An 18615-nucleotide genomic window follows, 5' to 3' on the forward strand; every position below is an offset into this window, starting at 1 on the left:
GCGCTGGAGCTGAGGGCGGTGCCTGAGGGCGGTGGCGGTTGGCGGCTCGTGGGGGAGAAGTGCTGGATCTCCAACGCCCCCGAGGCCGACTTCTCCACGGTGTTCGCCCGTACCGGGGGCGCGGGCGCGCGGGGCATCACCGCGTTCCTCGTGCCCGCCGACCGGCCCGGGCTCGGCGGTGAGCACCTCGACATGCTGTCCCCGCACCCCATCGGCACGCTCACCTTCGACGGCGTACCCGTCGGGCCCGAGGACGTCATCGGGGAGACCGGCCGGGGGTTCCGGGTCGCGATGGGGACGCTCAACCGGTTCCGGCCGAGCGTCGGCGCCTTCGCCGTCGGGATGGCGCAGGCCGCGCTGGACGCCACCCTCGACTGGACGTCCCGACGGGACGCGTTCGGCGGCAAGCTGAGGGACCTCCAGGCCGTGTCCCACCAGGTCGCCGAGATGGCCGTACAGGTCGAGGCGGCCCGCTCGATGGTCCGCGCGGCGGCCTCCGCGTACGACGCCGGCGGCGCGGACGTGCCCCGGCGCGTGGCGATGGGCAAGCTCTTCGCGACCGAGGCCGCGCAGTACGTCGTCGACAGGGCGGTGCAGTTGCACGGGGCGCGGGCGTTGCGGCGGGGGCATCTGCTGGAGCACCTCTACCGGGAGGTGCGGGCGCCCCGGATCTACGAGGGGGCGAGCGAGGTGCAACGGGGCATCGTGGCGCGGGAGTTGTACGCGGAGTGGGACGAGGCGAGGGCGGCGGAAGGGGCCGGGGGAGGAGGCCGGGTGAGCGGGACCGGCGGCCGGGAAGGACGTACCCCATGAGCCTCGAACGCGTGAACCCCGCCGAACTGTCGCCCCCCTCCGGCTTCTCCCACGCCGTCGTCGCCACCGGCACCCGCCTCGTCCTCCTCGCCGGGCAGACGGCGCTCGACGGGGACGGGAAGGTCGTCGGGGTGACGCTGGCCGAGCAGTTCGAGACGGCGCTGCGCAACCTGCTGGGCGCGCTCACGGCGGCGGGGGGCTCGGCGGCCGACCTCGCGCGGGTGACGGTGTACGTCACGGACGTCGCCGCGTATCGCGCCGCCGCGCCTCGACTGGGCCGGATCTGGCGGGAGTTGGCGGGCCGGGACTATCCGGCGATGGCGGTCGTCGGCATCGTACGGCTGTGGGACGAGGAGGCGCTGATCGAGCTGGACGGGTTCGCCGTGCTGGAGTGAACCCGTCGTGGGTTCAGGCCGCGACCAGCCGCCTGGCCGGTGCCACGACGCTGCCGTCCGGGAGCAGTTCGCCGGAGTCGTCGAAGACGATCGTGCCGTCGCACAGCAGGGTCCAGCCCTGCTCCGGGTGGGCGGCGACGACGTGTGCGGGACCCTCGGCGGTCCCGGAGACGGTGTGGGAACACATGGCGCACCTCCATGACGGGGGGGTCGGCCCGAGCGGGCCGTCCCGCATATACAGACCATGCTCCCGCCGCGAACTCATCGGAACGGCTCCGCCGCGAGCGTGACAACACCAGGACAACTCCGGGACGGTTCCCCGACGCCGGTCACCGGCCGGTGGAGACGCGGTCACGGGCGGTCGCGCGGACACCGCCGTACGGTCGTATCCGCGTCGACCGATGGCATGGACTCACCCCGCGCCCCCGCCCTCCACCCCGAACCGGGTCGCGCACCCCGGTATCGCTGGTCGGGAACATCCCGAACCAGGAGGTACCCCATGTCCTTGCGCTCCGCACTCGGCACGGCAGCCGGCGCCGCGCTGCTCCTGCTGGCCGTCCCCACCGCGCAGGCGGACCCCGCCGAGACCGTGACCGTCGACCCGGTGGGCCGTATCGCCGCCGACGGCACGGTCACCCTGACCGGCACGTACCGCTGCCTCGGCAGCGAGGGCCCCGTCTTCGTGAGCAGCTCCGTGAACCAGGACTCCGGCGACGTCAGCCACGGCATCGGCGGCACCGCCGCGGTGTGCGACGGCGCCGAGCACACCTGGGAGAACACCGGCAGACCAGCCCCCTCCGCCCTCACCCCCGGCACCGCGAGAGTCGAGGCGACGCTGATGGAACTCGCCCCCGAGGGCGGCCTGCCCCTGCCGCGCTTCCACGCCCGCGAGACCGGGGCGGTGACGCTCACACAGGGGTGACCGGCGCGCCGGCGGCGGGGTGACCGGTACGCCGGCGGCCCCGCTCAGCCCGGCCGCGGGCCAGGACAGTTGGGGGAGCGTGCGCTCCTCGCTGCCGGCGTACGCCTCGGGCTCCAGGCGAACGGGTGTTCACCTGGAGCGCCGCGAGTCGGTCAGATGTCCCGGAAGAGACCACTGGGTCCGCTGACCTGGGGTGCTGTGTGCTTGTGGGTCGCTGACCTGTGTAAATGACCTTTCGGCTGTTTCACGGTCGTACCCGGTGATGGAGCCGGAAGTCCCAGGAAAGTCCCAGAGGACTCCCATTGGCAGGAGTCGCTTTTTCGGCTCTAACCATGGCATGCGAGTAGGGCTGGCTGGTGACCGAATGAACCCACCAGGCCATCAGCCGACTACGTCGTTTCGCGCTGGACGACGGCGAGGATATCGTCCGCGCCGGGCGCACTCGGCGCTGCCGGGGCCGGAGCGCCGGCCAGTGAGAGGACGCTTGTGGTGAGGTTGCCGGCCGCCACGGTAAGGTCCATCCGGATGGTGGTCAGGGCCGGGACGGCAAGTGAGCTGACCGGGAGGTCGTCGACGCCGATGAGGGCCAGGTCGTCCGGGACGTCGATGTGCTGCGTGCGGCAGCTCGCCAGGACGGCGAGGGCGATCAGGTCGTTGAAGGCGGCGACCGCTGTGACCGGGTTGGCGCCCTGGGTCCACTGCGTGACGGCCTCCCGGGCACTGGCCCGCGAATAGCGCATGCTGACGACCTGCGGCAACGGCAGACCCAGGTCGACGCAGGCCCGGGTAGCCCCTTCCAGGCGGGGCGGGCAGAAGGGGCGCTCCCGGGGATCGTCCAGCGCGGCGTAACCGATGTGCCGGTGCCCGCGTGACGCGAGGTGCTCGATCTGCATGCGTCCGACCTTTTCCTGGCTCAGCCCGGTCAGGCCGGCACGGCCCGGCGTGAATACATCCTCCAGCAAAGGGATTTCAGCCCGAAGCAGTGACTGCGCATCGGTGGCCGGCAGACCACCGAACGCGACGACCACCGCCGGCTGGACGTGCTGCCAGAGCTCGGCCAGCGGCGTGGTCGTCCCGACGTGGTGCAGGTACACACAGGTGTAGCCCGCCTCGCCCAGCGATCGGCCGAGGGCCAGCTTGAACTGCTCCATAGCCTCGGCGACGGGGAGATCCGGCACCACGCAGAGCACGACGTTGCTGCGGCCCTTGCGCAGTGCACGGCCGGCTCCCGACGGTACGTAGCCGAGACGCTCCGCCGTCTCCAGCACGCGGCGACGGGTCTCCGCAGAGAGACCGTGCTCCTCCCTCCCGTTGAGCACGAAGCTCACGGTGGTCTGTGAGACCCCGGCCTCTCGCGCCACGTCCTTGCTGGTGACCCTCGGCAATGCCCCTCCCGACCTCTTGCCACACCCTCCGGCACAGGCTACGGTACGGCGATCAGCGACCTAATACGTATTAGAGCGTATGGGGACGCCGTTTCGGTAGCCGCAATGGCCTGTAGGGGGACGCCCCGCACCCGCTCTGCCCGAGCCGCCCATCCCCGTCGAACACCGTCCCCACGCGCGCCGACCGGGCGGAATCACACGAAGAGAGATCTGTCATGGACGACACGATCCCCGTCAGCACCGACACGACGCCCGGCCGGGGCGTCGCCTCCCCCGCCGACCCGGTCCGCCTTTCCCGTCTGCTCACCTGCGTGTTCCCAGCCACCACCGCGACGTACGCCCTGTTCAACGCCATCGGGGCGATCCTCCTCCCCGCACAGGTGGCGCGACTCGCGCCCGACTCCAAGGTCGGCGTCCTAGCGCTGCTGACCACGCTGGCCGCGGTGGCCTCGATGATCGCCCTCCCCACCGGAGGAGCGCTGTCGGACCGCACGCGGTCCCGGTTCGGACGACGCGCCCCCTGGCTGATGGTGATGGCCTGCGCCTCCGCGCCTCTGACGATCGCCATGGGCCTGAGCGAATCGCTGGTCGTCCTCGCGACCCTGCTCACGGTCTTGTGGTTCACCATGAACTTCTACGGAGGGGCGCTCGCAGCGATCCTGCCCGACCGCGTGCCCGTGACCCGCCGTGGCATCGCCTCCGCGGTCATCGGCCTGGGCACGCCCGTGGGCATCCTCCTCGGCGTCAACCTGGCCAGCCGGGTCAGCCAGGTCTGGGCGTACACGGCTCTCGGGCTGGTGCTGCTCGTCACCACGCTCGCCCTCGTCGCCGGTGCGCGCGAACCGTCTTCGCTCGACCTGGTCACGGAAAGACCGAAGGACCGGGGCAACGCGGCCGCGGCTGTCCGGGCGTTCTTCCGCGCGTTCGGCCACCGCGACTTCGCGCTGGCCTTCGCCAGCCGGTTCGGCCTGTTCCTGTCCTACTTCACGGTCTCCGGTTACCTGTTCTTCGCCGTCCAGGACTACGTCGGCGCCGAGAACGTCCCCGGCGGCAATGTCGCCGTCGCGGTGAGCACCCTCTCGACGGTGTCGTTCGGCACCTGGATCGGCGTCGCCACGCTCTGCGGCTGGCTCGCCGACAAGCTCGACCGGCGCAAACTGTTCATCGCGATCAGCGCCGTCGGGCTGGGACTGTCCCAGCTCATACCGATCGTCAGCCACAGCTGGGGCGCGATGCTCGCCTACTCCGCGGTTTCTGGTGCCGCCCTGGGCACGTACTTCGCGGTCGACCTCGCCGTCATGTCGCTGGTCCTGCCGGACAAGGAGAGCGAAGGGCGCGACTTCGCCATCCTCAACGTCGCCACCGGTCTGCCCCAACTCGCCGCCCCGGCCATCGCCGGCGCGCTCATCAGCCTCGGCGGCTACGGCTCACTGTTCATCGTCGGCAGCGCGTGCGCCCTGGTCGCCGGTGCGCTGGCCATGTGCATCCGCTCGATCCGCTAGCCGACGGAGGCTTCCATGATCATGATCACCACGCCCGCACGGGTGGCGCTCTGCTACGACACCTTCGGCGATCCCGGCCACCCCCCGCTGCTGCTGATCCAGGGCCTCGGGGCCCACATGCTCGGTTGGCACGCCGCTCTGCGCCGCCAACTCGCCGACGCGGGCTTCCATGTCGTCCGCTTCGACAACCGGGACGTCGGCCTCTCGCAGAAGTTCCCGCAGGGCGGCTACACCGTGGCCGACATGGCGAACGATGCGGCGGGCCTCCTCACCGCCCTCGACATCCCCGCGGCGCACATCGTGGGCCAGTCGATGGGCGGCATGGTCGCCCAGCAGCTCGCCCTCGACCACCCCACCCGGGTGCTGAGCCTCGCCCTGATCTACACAGCGCCCAGCACCGACTTCATCGCCGGCCGCGACCTGGTCGACGAGCGCACCCAGCGCCCCCGTGCCCGCGACGAGGACGAGGCGATCGCGCTCTACCTCGACAACGAAGCGGCCTGCGCCTCACCCGGATTCCCCCAGGACACGGCCTGGCTCCGCGAGCTCGGCGGTCGGATGTATCAGCGGAACTACGACCCCGACGGCGTGGTCCGCCAGGTGGAGGCACTCGACAACTCCCCCGACCGCACGCCCCACCTGCACCGCATCACGGCACCCACCACGATCATGCACGGCGACGGCGACCGCCTGATCGATCCCGGCGCGTCCCGGGCCATGCACGAGCTGATCCCGGATTCGACGCTGACCATCCATCACGGGATGGGCCACGAGCTTCCCCGAGCGCTCTGGCCGCAGATCGTCACCCAGATCCGGGACAACACCGCACGAGGGAGCGCGTGACATGGCCGAGGGAGCACATGTGGGCCGGGCCCGGCCCACGACCCGGCGGATGGTGCTGATGCTCGCTTCGGCACTGGTCCTGTTCGTCGGCGTAGCAGCCCCGAGCCCGGCCTCGGCGGCTGACAGCCCGTTTTGCGTAGTCCGGACCGCCGAGCCCGAGGTCGGACTGACTCTGGTCTCGGTCGAGCGTATCGACGCCCGCACACGGATGTACGCGTTCCGTTCGAAGGCGGTCGGCGACGCCAGGTCCGACGGGCTTGTCCGGGTGCGCGTCATCCTGCCCGCCGACTACGACCGCTCGGCCGGCAAGCGCTACCCGGTCATGATGCACCTGCACGGCACCAACGACTCGCCCACCACCTTCCCCGCCGGCGAGGTGGAGCAGGTGCTGGGCGACAACGATGTGATCTTCGTCGAGCCCGACGGAGGCCCTGCCGGCTTCTACGCCGACTGGTACGGCACTCCCGTCACCGGCCGCGATCTCTTCAACGGACCGGTGCCGTTCCCGCCCCCGGCGTGGGAGACCTTCCACATCCGCGAGCTGCTCCCGTGGCTGGACAAGACCTTCCGCACCACAGGCCGGCGCGCGATCACCGGTACCTCGATGGGCGGCTTCGGCGCGATGGCGTACCCCGCCCGCAACCCGGGAGTCTTCGCCGCCGCCGGCTCCTTCTCGGGCGCCGTGGACCTCGACACGCTGTACCCGATCGGTCCTGCGCTGATCACCCTGGCCTGGGACCCGTGCATCTTCGGCGACCGAACGCTGCAGGCCGAGAACTGGAAGGCGCACAATCCGGTCGACCTGGCTGCCGAGCTGCGCGGAGTGTCCCTGTTCGTCGCCAGCGGCAACGGGCTGCCCGGCCGCTACGACGACCCCGTGAGCGCCATCGCAGGAGCACCCATGGAGATCCTGGTGCGCCAGAGCGCCGAGAACCTCGTCGCCGCACTCGACCGGAACCAGGTGCCCGTCACCACCTGGTTCTACGGCAACGGTGCTCATGGCACGCGGTTCTACATCTACGACGATCTGCGCCGCTTCCTGCCCCAGGCGATGAGCGCACTCAACCGCAGGTAGCCGATGTGAGAAGGCGAGGCGCACGCAGAGCAGTGCCGCTGACTGACCGCTGAGCCCAGGCCCGTGCACGACCTGATCCCGGATGCGACGCCGACAACACCACACGAGGAAGTGCGTGACATGACAGCAGTACAGGTGCAAGGCCGCGTGGACAGCGGCTTCGAACCGATCGCGGACGCCTTCGCCGACAACTTCCGTCGGCGCGGCGACACAGCCGCCTCCTGCGTGGTGTACGCCCAGGGAGCCCCGGTCGTCGACATCTGGGCCGGACGGACCGCCCGGGGCACTTGGACACCCGACACTCGCACCGTCGTGTTCTCGGTGAGCAAGGGTGTCACCACCCTTTGCCTGCTGATGGCCGCCGAGCGCGGACTGATCGAACTCGACGCCCCGGTGGCGAAGTACTGGCCGGAGTTCGCCGAGAAAGGCAAGGAGACGACGACGGTACGGCAACTCCTCTCGCACCAGACCGGCCTGGTGGCGCCCGAGGCGGATGTGACGGTGGAGAACCTGCGCGCCTGGAAGTCTGTGGCGGACGCGCTGGCCCGGCAGGCACCGACCTGGCCTCCGGGAACCGCCTACGCCTACCACACGCTCACGTTCGGCTGGCTGGTCGGCGAGGTGCTGCGCCGGACCACGGGGCTGCGCCCCGGCCAGTGGCTGCGCGAGCACGTCGAGGCTCCCCTGAACCTGACGATGACGTACGGCGCCGACCCCACGGCCGCCGATTTCCACCCCCTGGCAGACCCGCTGCCCCACACCGACCCCGAAGCCGCCGCGTTGATGGCCAACGCTCTCGCCTCACCGTTGATCGAACGCTCGATGAGTCTGGGGGGCGTCTTCGACACCGCCGACCTCATCCAGACCGCCAATGGGGAGGTGTGGCTGTCGGTCGAGATCGCTGCGGGCAATCTCGTGACCAGTGCCCGCAGCCTGGCACGGCTGTACGCGGCCACGGTGGGAGAGGTCGACGGAGTCAGGCTGCTGGGCCCGGACACCGTCCGTGATGCCCGCGTGCCGCGCTGCGAGGGCCGGCCGTTCGTGGGGCCCGACGAGGGCAACCGCTGGGGCACCGGCTTCATGATCAGCTCAGCGCACCGGCCGATGGCCGGCCCGGGCAGCTTCGGCCACGACGGCTTCGGCGGCGGCCTCGCTTTCGCACACCTGGAATCGGAGATCGCCTTCGCCTACCAGACCGCACAGCCCGGGGGCCTTCCCGACGACCGATCCGACGCCCTCTGCCGCGCGCTGCGCGCCTGCCTGTGAACCGACCCCGGCACCTCAGGTCCCGACCCCGCCCATGAAAGAACCGGAAAGCAGGCCATGCCCACCACGCTCCCCCCGCCGGCGCCCCCGAGCCTGACCGCTCGCACGACGGACCGGATCCTGACCCGCCTGATGCGGCTGCCGGGCCCGCGATACGGCTACCGGGTCGAGCGGAACCTGCCAACACCCGCGCGCGATGGCGCCGTTCTGGTCACGGACCACTACGCCCCCGTCACCGACCGGCCGAAGGGCACCGTCCTGCTGCGCACACCGTACGGGCGCGGCTTGCCGCACGACCTGGAGGCCAGGGTCTACGCGGGCCACGGATTTCACGTCGTACTGCAAAGCTGCCGCGGCACGTTCGGCTCCACGGGAGACTTCTACCCGATGGCGAACGAGGCCGACGACGCCCAGGACGCGGTGGCCTGGCTGCGGACCCGGCCGTGGTTCGACGGGCGGCTCGCCACCGCCGGGGGGTCGTATGTGGGGTGGACCCAGTGGGCGCTGCTGATGGACCCGCCCCCCGAGCTGCGCACCTGCCTGATCGCCGTCGCCCCCCACAACATGCACGAGACGGTGTACGGCGCCGGAGCGTTCCAGCTCGGCGACTTCCTGTCCTGGGCGGCGATGATGGCCGGCCAGGAACGATTCACCGGGCTACGCGGTGTGGCCCGTGTGCTGACGATGAACCGGCGCCTGGCCCCGGTCTTCGGCTCTCTTCCGTTGGCCGATGCCGCCGACGCGGCGACAGAGCACCGCACCCCGTGGTTCCGCGAGTGGCTGACGACACCCGACCCCGACGATCCCCTGTGGGACGGCCTCAAACTTGACGACGCCCTTCAGCGGGCGAACGTACCGGTGCGGCTCACCGCCGGCTGGCAGGACCTCTTCCTCGACCAGACCCTCCACCAGTACCGGACGCTGCGTACCCGTGGAGTCGACGTCTCGCTCACCGTCGGACCCTGGACCCACCAGGAACTGAGCCAGAAGGGTATGGGACGCCTGCTCCGCAGTAATCTCGAATGGCTCCGGACACACCTCGCCGACGACGAGACACCGGCACCCCCACGGCCCAACTTGCCAGTAGAGGTGTACGTCACGGGCCAGGGCGCATGGCGACGGCTTGAGGAATGGCCGCCTGCGGCCGCCGAAACCGTGCGCTACCTGCAGCCGGACGGGAAGCTCCTGGCCGATGAGCCGAGTGGCGGCGCGCCGTCCACGTTCGTCTACGACCCGGCGAACCCCACACCGACCCTCGGTGGCCCTCTGCTCACCCTCGACAGTGGCGTCAAGGACAACGCCGACCTGCAGGACCGCCTCGATGTGCTCACCTTCACCACGCCCCCGCTGACCGCACCGCTGGAGATCATCGGTACACCCGTCGTCGAACTGGCGCACACCAGGAGCAACCCGCACGCCGACGTCTTCGTACGGCTCTGCGACGTCGACCCGAAAGGCATCGCCCGCAACTTCGCCGAAGGACTCCTGCGCCTCGATTCCACCTCGCCCATCGACCAGGTGCAGTACGTGCGTGTGCGGCTCGACGCCTGCGCACACGAGGTCAGGCCCGGGCACCGGATACGGTTGCTGACAGCCGGCGGTTCCCACCCGCGTTACGCACGCAACGAGGGCACTGGTGCAGCGCCCGGCACCGGGCACGAGTTGCGGCCGTGTACACACACCATCCACCACGACACCGGCGCGGTCTCCCGCGTGTTCCTTCCCACGCCCGCCCCCAACAGACCCGTCCGGCCCGGCCTCACCGATTCGACGGTGTCGTAGACGCCACCCCGCACACCATCAACCGCATGCCGAGTCATGCACATCAAGCTAAGCCCGGCCAGCCTGGCAGCCCGTGCACTCGGCGACTTGGAGCGCCTGCTCCGCAGGCCACACATGGCGCTGTAGTACCGGGACAGCATTCTCAGCGGACTCTTCGCCAACACCGGCTTCGCACTCGACAGACCGAACGGACCCCAACTCGCAGTCAAGATCCATTGATTGCCTCCTCACTCCTCGATACTGGGCGCATCACATGACTGTCCTGACAGCGGCTCGATCAGCACGGTTCACCACCCTCCTGCACGACATGCGGCGCATCACAGGCGTGGACGCGGTCATGGGGTCTCTGACCGCGGCCGATTCAGACCACTTCGTCATAGATCAGCTGGTCGGCGTCACCACAGAGGGTTTGCGCAACCTCCGCGTCGCCATCGGTACGGGACTGGGCGGCAAAGCGATGGCCCTGAAGCGGCCGATGCAGGTGCCGGACTACTGCCGGGCGGGCGGCATCAGCCACGAGTACGACCCGGTCGTGCGCCGAGAGCAGATCCGTGCCGCGTTCGCCGTCCCGATCCGGGTTCCGGTCCCCGGCGGTCTCCGTGGCGTGGTCTACGGAGCAAGGCGCCACGAGTACGTCTTCGGCGACCGTGTCTTCGGCGATGTCACGGTCCTGGTGCGCGCCCTGGAACGGGAGCTCGCCGAGGATCTGGAATTGGATCGCCGATGGGAACACCTGCGGGTGGCGGCCGGGGGCAGCACCTCTGCCGCGAGCACGGGGATGAGCGCGGCCGAGCGCCGGATGCTCGTCGACGTCTGCTCCGAACTCGTGCACATTGCGGCAGAGATGGCCGACGGCTCTCAGCGACGGCAGATCGAGGCTCTCGTGCGCCGTCTGGCCGGTCGGACGGCAGAACTCCCCGAGGCGGCAGAGGTGACCCGAGGAGCCCTCACGGAGCGCGAACGGGAGATCCTGGCCAAGGTCGCCACGGGTGCGACGAACCGGGAGGTCGCTGCCGCGTTGGGTATCAGCGCCGAGACCGTGAAGTCGAGTCTCACTTCCAGTATGCGCAAGCTCGGCGCGCGCAACCGTGTCGCTCTCGTGGCCGCGGCACGTGCGCAGGGTTGTCTGCGTTGAGGACATGGCAGCACAGGGCGTCCGCACCCCCCGAACGGGGGGCTTACGTCTCGCCGAGACGAGGTCTCGTCACGACCCATCCATACTGACAATCCGATGGTGCGCGCCATTTCCCCCTTTCCCCACTTCTGACGGGACCCGCCGGCCATGCGCAACGACCTCGAAGAACCAGGCCCCGACATGCCCGCCGCGTCCCCCGACGTATCCGCCCCGGCGCCCGACCCGTCGGACGGTGGGGCGGGCACTGGCCCACGCCTCGTGCGCATCGTCCTGCTGGCGGTGACCGTTCTCCTCGGCCTGTTGGCCCTTGTGAACCAGTTGCTGGCTGTGATGCCCGTTGGTTGGATCTCCCCGGTGCTGCATGTCACGTGGCTGCAGGCGGTTGTGCTTGTCATAGGCGGCGTGCGCGACACGGTCGGCGTCTGGAACATCGTCCTCGCGGCCCTCGCCCTGACCACAGCCGTGTACGCCCTGCGCAGAAGTGGCGCACGCAGGCGTACGGCCCGTACCTTCGTGGTTGTGGGCGGCGTGGGCTTGGCGCTGGCCCTGCTCACCACCACGGTCCAGATCCTTGCCGTACACGGAGCCACCGGCAGGTGGTTCCCCTTCGCGCCGACCACTCTCACCGCTGAGCTCGGGCGGGGCCCCGACAAGACCGTCACCTACGCCACGCTCGACGGCGAGAAGATGAAGGCGGACCTGTACCTGCCCGACCACGCTTCCGCTGCTTCGGCCGCCCCTCTGGTCGTCAGCATCCACGGCGGCGGCTTCGTACAGGGCAGCCGAGGCCGCACCCCCTACACGAGCTGGCTGGCCGACCGCGGGTACGTGGTACTGGACGTCGACTACCGCCTGTCCACCGCGACCGAACACCGCTGGAACACCCAGGACGCCGACGTCGCCTGCGCCATGACCTGGGCCACCGCTCACGCCGACGAATACCACTGGGACCTGGACCGGGTCGCCACCTTCGGCGGCTCGGCCGGCGGCAACCTGGCCATCAACGTCGCCTACAAGATCGATGCGGGCACCATGAAGCCCTCGTGCGGCACCGCCGCCGAACTGCCCCGCGTGAAAGCCGTCATCGCCTCGTTTCCCGCTGTCGACGTCACGGCCGGTGAGTCCGACAGTGCGCTGGGGCACCAGGTCGGCCAGTGGCACATAGGCGGTACCCCCGCCCAGCATCCAGACCGCTACCGCGCCACTGACTCCGCGACCCACATCACCGGGAGCGCCCCGCCCACGCTGATCCTCCACGGTGGCGCCGACCACCTCGTCTTCGCAGGGCACTCGAAAGCGTTCGCGGACAAGCTCACCGCTGCGGGCATCACCCACCGGTACGTCCAGTTGCCCTTCATGGAACACGGCTACGGCGGCTCCGTCGCCACCATAGGCATGCAGACCACCCGTGCCCTGGCTCTGCCCTGGCTGCGGGACCACCTCCGCGGCTGACTGCGGGAGGTGGGATGGCCGACGGCCCGACACCCCACCTGGTCCGCAGCCGGCGCCGTACGTCAAGTCGTCGAGCAGTCGAGGGGAGTGCCCCTCGTCGACGTGATGGGCCGCTTCCTGGACCGACTCGTCACCACTTCGACCGCAAGGTGCACCTTGTCGTGGACCGCTACCCGGGGACAGGCCCCGGTGTCCCCCGGCGATCGGTGCCCGTCCACGGCCTGGTGCTGGTGGCCGGTCGCGCGTACGGCCGGGCTCAGAGCGTCGTTCGGGGCGATGCGCAGTGTGCCGGCCCCTGCCTCCAACTGGCGTGGGCCCCGTGCATGTTCTTCACGGCTGGGCATGGCAGGTGATGTCGCCGCTGGGCAGGCGGCCTGTGACCAGGTAGGTGTTGACCGTGTTGGTGGCGCAGGCGGGAGTGCTGGGGATGCCGTACACGCCGTGATCCCGTCCGCCCTGGACCTGGACGAGGCGCGAGCCGCGCAGGGCGCGGTGCATGGCCCGCCCGCTCGCCGCGGGTGTCTGGGAGTCCCACTGGTTCTGCAGGATGAGCGAGCCCACCGTGTTGTTGACCCGGGTGGCCGGTTCGGCGCCGCGCGGCCAGAAGGCGCAGGGTGTGATGTTGGAGGTGAAGTCCCCGTAGAGGGGGAGGCGAGCGCCGTCGCGGAGGGCGTCGTGCCGGTAGCGCGACGGGTCGCTCGGCCATGAGGCGGAGTTGTCGGCGCAGACGACCGCCCAGTGGAGTGCCTGGAAGTTTGCGTCGAAGGGGTCCGCGGGTTCGTCGGAGGGCCGCGGATCCGGGCGGGTGGCCGGCGCCTTGCGGAGGCCGACGACATCGCGCGCGGCCTGGTAGGGGTCGTAGAAGAACATCGGCCGCAGCGACTCGCGGATGTCGGCACCGGTGACGGCGCGGTCCTCGAAGTCGGGGTCGCTGCCGTTGTACTTGAGTGGCGTGCGGTCGGCGCGGGCGAGCAGCCGGAAGAACGCGGCGCGAACCTTCGCGGGAGTGCCACCGAGGTGGTAGGTGCTGTCCCGGCGGGCGACCAGACGGGTCCAGTCCCGGAACGCGGGCTCGACGCCCTCGGCCATGGCCTGGTACACGCCCCGGCCGAAGCGGTTCGGGTCCACCGAACTGTCGAGGACGACGCGGTCGCTGCGGGCCGGGAACATCTGGGTGAAGACGGCGCCGAGGTAGGTGCCGTAGGACACGCCCATGTACGAGATCCGCTTCTCGCCCAGGACGGCGCGGATGACGTCCATGTCCCGTGCGGTGTTACGGGTGGTGAGATGCGGCAGCCGGGTGCGGTCCCGGGCGACGCACTTCGCGGCGAAGCCGCGGGCGAAATCGGTGGTTTGGCGGAAGGACGCCGGCCGGTACACGCGCGGCCAGTCCGTCTCGTTCGTGGTGAGGCCGCAGTTCAGGGGGCTGCTGGCACCCGTACCTCGCGGATCGAAGCCGATGAGGTCGTACCGGTCCAGGACGCTCTTGGGCATGATCTCCTTGTACGCCGAGGGATTCCCCAGCCCTCCGGCCCCCGGCCCTCCCGGGTTGGACAGCAGCACACCGCGCCGTTTGCCGGGCACGCTCGTGCGGAGCCGGGAGATCTCCATGCGCAGTGTGGGTCCGGAGGGCCGTGTGTAGTCGAGAGGTACTTTGAGGGTTGCGCACCGTAGGTCGGCGGGGTACTCGCCCTTGATGCCGCAGCGGTGCCAGGCGGGGCGCTGGTCGTAGTAACGGTCGAGGGCGGGGGCGGGGGAGCGGTCGGCTCCGGCGGCTGTCGCCCGGGCGGTGGGAATGCACAGGCTGACGGTCAGTCCGGCCGCGACGAGGGCGGCCATGCGTGCGGTAGGCATGACAAGGACTCTGCTGGCCCAGCCGACCGGCCCGCCTCGGCCGAACGGCCAGAAGACGAAGGCGATCGCCGGCGGGCCCTCGGCCGAATGACAGCTGGAGCACATACGGGCCGTCATCGCCGGTTGTCGGCCATGGGGTCTTGTCCTCGACCGCTCGGGTCCACGACGAGTCGGCCGCTCCCGCGACCACAGCACGTCTCACCTGTGTGCGGTGATGGTGCTGATCATGCGGGACTGGACCTCGTCCTGTCTGGGTCGTGCACCTGCCGAGACGGCGATGGAGCGGGCCTTGTCGGTATGAGATGCGGCGCGCTGTCATGAGGGGGCAGAGTCCACGGCAGCCTCGTCTCCCAGGCGCTTTCTCCAGGCCGTCAGCCTCAAAGTGGACGCGACGCCATACCTCAGGCTGACAAGGCCGGGCTCGGGCATCAGCCCCAGGGAGTCGGTCATTCGGCTGATCCGCAGGGGCCGCTGCGAATCCGACGATGAAGGAGTTGCCGGCCGGGCACGGATCTGGACCTGCGCCCGGCGCTGTCCGTGCCTTCGATCGGAGCAAGACCTCGTGACCATCCTGCCGTCCGTCTCCCGCACTCCCGCCGTGGCCGCCCGCGCCACCAAGCTCTCCAAGGTCTACGGAGAGGGTGACACCAAGGTGGTGGCGCTCGACCAGGTCAGTGTCGGCTTCGGACAGTCCCAGTTCACCGCGATCATGGGGCCCTCCGGCTCGGGCAAGTCCACGCTGATGCACTGCGTGGCCGGGCTGGACTCCTTCTCCTCCGGCTCGGTCCGCGTCGGTGACATCGAGTTGGGGTCCCTGACGGACAGGCAGCTCACCAAGCTCCGCAGGGACAGGATCGGCTTCATCTTCCAGGCGTTCAACCTGCTGCCGACCCTCACCGCGCTGGAGAACATCACGCTGCCCATCGACATCGCGGGCCGGACGCCGGACCAGGAGTGGCTGGACACCGTCATCCAGATGGTCGGTCTGTCAGGCAGGCTCAGCCACCGCCCCGCCCAGCTCTCCGGCGGTCAGCAGCAGCGGGTCGCCGTCGCCCGGGCCCTCGCCTCCAAGCCCGAGATCGTCTTCGGCGACGAGCCGACCGGGAACCTGGACTCGCGTGCGGGTGCCGAGGTTCTCGCGTTCCTGCGTGACTCAGTACGGGAGTTGGGCCAGACCGTCGTCATGGTCACCCATGATCCGGTCGCCGCCTCCTACGCGGACCGGGTCGTCTTCCTCGCCGACGGACAGATCGTCGACGAGATGTACGACCCCACCGCGGACGGGGTCCTCGACCTCATGAAGACCTTCGACACCAAGTTCCGTACGAGCTGAGCGAAACCAGCCGACACACCCCCAAGTCGCCACCGCCCCGCGACCGTCGCTGTCGCGGACCGACGCCGGCCGGCCCACCCTGCTGCCGCCCTCACCCACCAGGACCACACCGTCATGTTCCGCACAGCCCTGCGCAACGTCCTCGCGCACAAGGCCAGACTGCTGATGACCGTGCTCGCCGTCATGCTCGGCGTCGCGTTCGTCTCCGGCACCCTGATCTTCACGGACACCTACAAGAACGCCTCCGAAAGCCAGACGGCCAAGAGCTACGCCCACGTGGATGTCCAGGTCGCGGAGAACACCGAATACTCCGGCGATTCTCCCGGCATCAGCCGGAAGACGCTCGACGAGGTCGCCCGACTCGACAGCGTCGCCGACGCCGCCGGACGCGTCGACGGGAGCGCCTACGTCGCCGACAGGGACGGCGGGCTCATCGCCGACGGCCTGTTCAACTCGGCCGCCAACTTCGCGCCGGGCAAGGACGGCAAGGACCCGCTCTACGTGTTCACCGACGGCAGCGGGCCCACCGGGCCCGGGCGGATCGCGCTCGACAAGGACACCGCCGACAAGGGGGGCTACCACGTCGGCGACACCGTGCCCGTCGCTCTCACGGGTCCGGCGAAGGCGTACCAACTGTCCGGCATCTTCACGACCGAGAACGAGGACGTGGCCGCAGGCGGCAGCCTGGTGCTGTTCGACACACCGTCCGCGCAGCGGCTCCTCCTCCAGCCGGGGTTCTTCGAGAAGGTCACCGTCACCGCTGCCTCCGGCGTCTCGAACACCGAACTCGTCGCCGCCGTCAGCAAGGTGCTCCCTCACTCCGTGAAGGCCGAGACCGGTCGGCAACTCGCCGCAGCAGATGCCCAGTTGGTGGCGGGAGACGCGATGACCCTCAACGGGATCCTGTTCCCCTTCGTCGGCGTCGCGCTCTTCGTCAGTGTCTTCCTGATCGGCAACACCTTCACCATGCTGGCCGCCCAGCGCACCAGGGAACTCGCTCTGCTACGCGCGGTCGGCGCCTCCCGCGGGCAGGTCACCCGGTCCGTGCTGATCGAGGCGATGATGGTCGGCACCGTCGGCGCGGCCGCCGGGCTCGGTCTCGGCGCCGTTCTGGCCGCCGTAGCGAGTGCCACGGTCGAGTTCGACGGCGGGACACCGGACGGCCCGTTGATCGTCACGTCGACGACCGTCCTGGTCGCGGCCGTCGTCGGTGTCCTGGTCACCATGGTGGCCGCCTGGCTGCCCGCCAGGCGCGCCGCGAAGATCCCGCCCGTCGCGGCCATCGGCAGCGCACACCTGCCCGCCACCACGAAATCCCTGGTCCTGCGGAACGTGCTCGGCGGCATCCTCACGCTGCTCGGCGCGGCGGCCGTCGTCGCGGGTACAGGGGCCGGCAGCTCCAGTGGTGGGGGGATCGTCGGGTTCGGGGCCTTCCTCGCGGTGACGGGTCTGCTCGTGCTGATCCCCCTGCTGTCCCGGCCGGTGATCGCGGTCGTACAGCCGCTGCTGCGGCGCGGCTTCGGCGTTTCCGGCACGCTCGCGGGCCGGAACGCGGTACGCAGCCCGCGCCGTACCGGCGCCACCGCCTCCGCGCTGGCCATCGGACTCACCCTGGTCAGCGCCCTGACCGTGCTCGGCGTCACCCTCGGTGAGTCCATGGACAAGATGACCACGGACATCGTCAAGGCCGACTACATGGTCACGGCAGGCGGCGTGCGCCTGGACGCCTCGGCGGTCGCCGCCCTGCGCAAGGTCCCCGGTGTGAGGGCGGTGTCACAGGAGCAGCAAGGGTGGATGCGACTCGACGGCAGCCAGCAGGACGTCACCGCCGTCATCCCGGCGGACTTCGACAAGGCCCTTCACCTCCCGGTGGTCTCCGGCTCGCAGGACACGCTCGCGAAGGGGCAGGTCGCCGTCGAGGAGAACCTCGCGCGGTCGCACGGCTGGAAGGTCGGGGACAGCCTGCCAGCGGAGTACGGGGACTCCGGCAAGGGCCGCAGGCTGACCGTCGGGGCCGTCTTCGCGTACAACGAGGTCGTCATGCCGGTCGTCGTCTCCGCAGACGTGATCGAAGCGAACGCCACCGCGACGTCCTTCTCGAAGATCTACGTCACCACGGACGGCACCACGAACGAGAGGGCACTCGCCGACGCCCTCCCCGGGCGCCCGGGGACCAAGATCGACGACCGGCAGGCCATCCGCACCGAGCTCGGCGGAACCTTCGCCACCGTGCTGAACGTCCTGTACGCACTGCTCGCTATCGCCCTGGTCATCGCGATCCTGGGAGTGGTGAACACCCTCGCGATGTCGGTCTTCGAACGGCAGCGGGAGGTCGGCATGCTGCGAGCCGTCGGGCTCGACCGGCCGGCCGTGACCCGGATGATCCAGCTGGAGGCCGTTGTCATCTCCCTCTTCGGCGCCGTGATCGGTGTCGGCCTCGGTTCCTTTCTGGGCTGGGCCGTCTGCGAGATCACGAAGGCGGACATCCCCGGCTACGCGCTGGTGCTGCCATGGGGCCGGTTCGCCCTGTTCCTGCTGCTGGCGGCGCTGGTAGGTCTACTGGCCGCCCTGTGGCCTGCCCGCAGCGCGGCCCGGCTGAACCCGCTCACCGCCATCAAGACCGAGTAGCCGGAGCAGGGTGCCGTGAGGCCGCAGACACACCGCGCCTGCGGCCGCACGGTCACGGAGCGAACAGGCGCTCAGCGGCCGGCGCCCACGGCGATCGTGCACGGAACCACCGGCAAGAGGTTCCTTTCGCGCCGACACTCTCACTGCCGAGCTCGGGCGGAGCCCCGACAAGACGGTCACCTACGCCGCGCTCGACGGCGAGAAGACGAAGGCGGACCTGTACCTGCCCG

The 18615-nt window shown here is 70.1% G+C and carries 15 protein-coding genes; 12 read left to right on the forward strand and 3 right to left on the reverse strand.

The annotated features are described in order from the left end of the window. Nucleotides 1-813, forward strand: an 813-nt coding sequence (locus AOK24_RS10810; RefSeq protein ID WP_167376823.1) for an acyl-CoA dehydrogenase family protein, incomplete at its 5' end; no start/stop codon positions are given. Beyond that, on the forward strand, nt 810-1208 hold the full coding sequence (locus tag AOK24_RS10815; RefSeq protein ID WP_055719848.1) for a RidA family protein: 399 nt from the start codon (nt 810-812) through the stop codon (nt 1206-1208). The genes AOK24_RS10810 and AOK24_RS10815, both read left to right, overlap by 4 nt. A gap of 13 nt (nt 1209-1221) precedes the next feature. On the opposite strand, the gene AOK24_RS49175 is transcribed toward AOK24_RS10815, so the two are convergent. Further along, the gene (locus AOK24_RS49175) at nt 1222-1395 is read right to left on the reverse strand and encodes a DUF5999 family protein (RefSeq protein WP_165854406.1); all 174 of its coding nucleotides are present in this window, start codon (nt 1393-1395) and stop codon (nt 1222-1224) included. Nucleotides 1396-1707: 312 nt separating this feature from the next. On the opposite strand from AOK24_RS49175, the gene AOK24_RS10820 reads away from it, so the two are divergent. Beyond that, nucleotides 1708-2130, forward strand: a complete 423-nt coding sequence (locus AOK24_RS10820) for a DUF6299 family protein (RefSeq protein ID WP_055719849.1) — start codon at nt 1708-1710, stop codon at nt 2128-2130. A 389-nt stretch (nt 2131-2519) separates the two neighbouring features. Here AOK24_RS10820 and AOK24_RS10825 read toward each other — a convergent pair whose 3' ends face one another. Then, entirely contained in the window at nt 2520-3458 is a 939-nt protein-coding gene (locus AOK24_RS10825; RefSeq protein ID WP_240553797.1) for a LacI family DNA-binding transcriptional regulator, read from the reverse strand. Between the two features lie 272 nt (nt 3459-3730). On the opposite strand from AOK24_RS10825, the gene AOK24_RS10830 reads away from it, so the two are divergent. The 7 genes from AOK24_RS10830 to AOK24_RS10860 all read left to right on the forward strand — a co-directional run bounded on the left by AOK24_RS10830 (nt 3731) and on the right by AOK24_RS10860 (nt 12570). Continuing rightward, nucleotides 3731-5017 (forward strand): MFS transporter, encoded by a 1287-nt coding sequence (locus tag AOK24_RS10830; protein ID WP_055719851.1) that lies wholly within the window; start codon nt 3731-3733, stop codon nt 5015-5017. Between the two features lie 15 nt (nt 5018-5032). Beyond that, on the forward strand, nt 5033-5860 hold the full coding sequence (locus tag AOK24_RS10835; protein WP_055719852.1) for an alpha/beta fold hydrolase: 828 nt from the start codon (nt 5033-5035) through the stop codon (nt 5858-5860). A 1-nt stretch (nt 5861) separates the two neighbouring features. Continuing rightward, entirely contained in the window at nt 5862-6935 is a 1074-nt protein-coding gene (locus AOK24_RS10840) for an alpha/beta hydrolase (protein WP_240553798.1), read from the forward strand. A gap of 120 nt (nt 6936-7055) precedes the next feature. Next, entirely contained in the window at nt 7056-8201 is a 1146-nt protein-coding gene (locus AOK24_RS10845) for a serine hydrolase domain-containing protein (RefSeq protein ID WP_055719853.1), read from the forward strand. Nucleotides 8202-8258: 57 nt separating this feature from the next. Beyond that, nucleotides 8259-9983: a CocE/NonD family hydrolase gene (locus AOK24_RS10850; RefSeq protein WP_055719854.1), complete on the forward strand. Its 1725-nt coding sequence runs from the start codon at nt 8259-8261 to the stop codon at nt 9981-9983. A 253-nt stretch (nt 9984-10236) separates the two neighbouring features. Next, nucleotides 10237-11118, forward strand: a complete 882-nt coding sequence (locus AOK24_RS10855) for a LuxR C-terminal-related transcriptional regulator (RefSeq protein ID WP_055719855.1) — start codon at nt 10237-10239, stop codon at nt 11116-11118. Nucleotides 11119-11265: 147 nt separating this feature from the next. Next, on the forward strand, nt 11266-12570 hold the full coding sequence (locus tag AOK24_RS10860; protein WP_055719856.1) for an alpha/beta hydrolase: 1305 nt from the start codon (nt 11266-11268) through the stop codon (nt 12568-12570). A gap of 330 nt (nt 12571-12900) precedes the next feature. Here AOK24_RS10860 and AOK24_RS10865 read toward each other — a convergent pair whose 3' ends face one another. Further along, complete coding sequence (locus tag AOK24_RS10865) at nt 12901-14424, reverse strand: alpha/beta hydrolase (RefSeq protein WP_055719881.1); 1524 nt, start codon at nt 14422-14424, stop codon at nt 12901-12903. A 562-nt stretch (nt 14425-14986) separates the two neighbouring features. On the opposite strand from AOK24_RS10865, the gene AOK24_RS10870 reads away from it, so the two are divergent. Both AOK24_RS10870 and AOK24_RS10875 read left to right on the forward strand, forming a co-directional pair. Continuing rightward, complete coding sequence (locus AOK24_RS10870) at nt 14987-15757, forward strand: ABC transporter ATP-binding protein (protein ID WP_055719857.1); 771 nt, start codon at nt 14987-14989, stop codon at nt 15755-15757. 114 nt (nt 15758-15871) lie between these two features. After that, on the forward strand, nt 15872-18385 hold the full coding sequence (locus AOK24_RS10875) for an ABC transporter permease (protein ID WP_055719858.1): 2514 nt from the start codon (nt 15872-15874) through the stop codon (nt 18383-18385). Nucleotides 18386-18615 lie beyond the last annotated feature (230 nt).

The organism is Streptomyces niveiscabiei, from assembly GCF_001419795.1.
Taxonomy (GTDB): domain Bacteria; phylum Actinomycetota; class Actinomycetes; order Streptomycetales; family Streptomycetaceae; genus Streptomyces; species Streptomyces niveiscabiei.

What these genes read in the sequence shown, in the direction of transcription:
- AOK24_RS10860 (WP_055719856.1), top strand. Translation starts at nt 11,266, where the DNA reads ATGCGCAACGACCTCGAAGAACCAGGCCCCGACATGCCCGCCGCGTCC.
- AOK24_RS10845 (WP_055719853.1), top strand. Translation starts at nt 7,056, where the DNA reads ATGACAGCAGTACAGGTGCAAGGCCGCGTGGACAGCGGCTTCGAACCG.
- AOK24_RS10855 (WP_055719855.1), top strand. Translation starts at nt 10,237, where the DNA reads ATGACTGTCCTGACAGCGGCTCGATCAGCACGGTTCACCACCCTCCTG.
- AOK24_RS10835 (WP_055719852.1), top strand. Translation starts at nt 5,033, where the DNA reads ATGATCATGATCACCACGCCCGCACGGGTGGCGCTCTGCTACGACACC.
- AOK24_RS10815 (WP_055719848.1), top strand. Translation starts at nt 810, where the DNA reads ATGAGCCTCGAACGCGTGAACCCCGCCGAACTGTCGCCCCCCTCCGGC.
- AOK24_RS10865 (WP_055719881.1), bottom strand. Translation starts at nt 14,424, where the DNA reads ATGCCTACCGCACGCATGGCCGCCCTCGTCGCGGCCGGACTGACCGTC.
- AOK24_RS10830 (WP_055719851.1), top strand. Translation starts at nt 3,731, where the DNA reads ATGGACGACACGATCCCCGTCAGCACCGACACGACGCCCGGCCGGGGC.
- AOK24_RS10840 (WP_240553798.1), top strand. Translation starts at nt 5,862, where the DNA reads ATGGCCGAGGGAGCACATGTGGGCCGGGCCCGGCCCACGACCCGGCGG.
- AOK24_RS49175 (WP_165854406.1), bottom strand. Translation starts at nt 1,395, where the DNA reads ATGTGTTCCCACACCGTCTCCGGGACCGCCGAGGGTCCCGCACACGTC.
- AOK24_RS10820 (WP_055719849.1), top strand. Translation starts at nt 1,708, where the DNA reads ATGTCCTTGCGCTCCGCACTCGGCACGGCAGCCGGCGCCGCGCTGCTC.
- AOK24_RS10850 (WP_055719854.1), top strand. Translation starts at nt 8,259, where the DNA reads ATGCCCACCACGCTCCCCCCGCCGGCGCCCCCGAGCCTGACCGCTCGC.
- AOK24_RS10875 (WP_055719858.1), top strand. Translation starts at nt 15,872, where the DNA reads ATGTTCCGCACAGCCCTGCGCAACGTCCTCGCGCACAAGGCCAGACTG.